The following is a 240-nucleotide window of genomic DNA, read 5'->3' as shown; positions in this document are numbered from 1 at the left end:
TTCAGATAAGGCAAGAGGTCTTCGACGGTCATACCGTCAAGCCCTGCTGCCCCTTTGTTCCTCTTGACCCGGAGATACGCTAAATTTAGATTATTCCGGGTCAAAACGCGTTTAGAGAATTCCATGCCATTTATCATTGTACTTTCACCAGAGAAGGTACTACACGCCCCAGTGTACCTTTGGTCTTCCAGGCCTATCTTCAACTGGTGGTCAGCTTGTTCTGTTTTCTGCGATTGTCGC

Annotated in this window: 1 pseudogene; it reads right to left on the bottom strand. The window is 47.5% G+C overall.

The features are described 5' to 3' along the window. Positions 1 to 240 (bottom strand): annotated as a pseudogene (locus FC99_RS14145) (group II intron reverse transcriptase/maturase); the annotation flags it as partial.

Source organism: Levilactobacillus koreensis JCM 16448, assembly GCF_001435525.1.
GTDB lineage: Bacteria > Bacillota > Bacilli > Lactobacillales > Lactobacillaceae > Levilactobacillus > Levilactobacillus koreensis.
The sequence above is the reverse complement of the archived record's forward strand: the minus strand, read 5'-3'. Positions and strand labels throughout refer to the sequence as shown.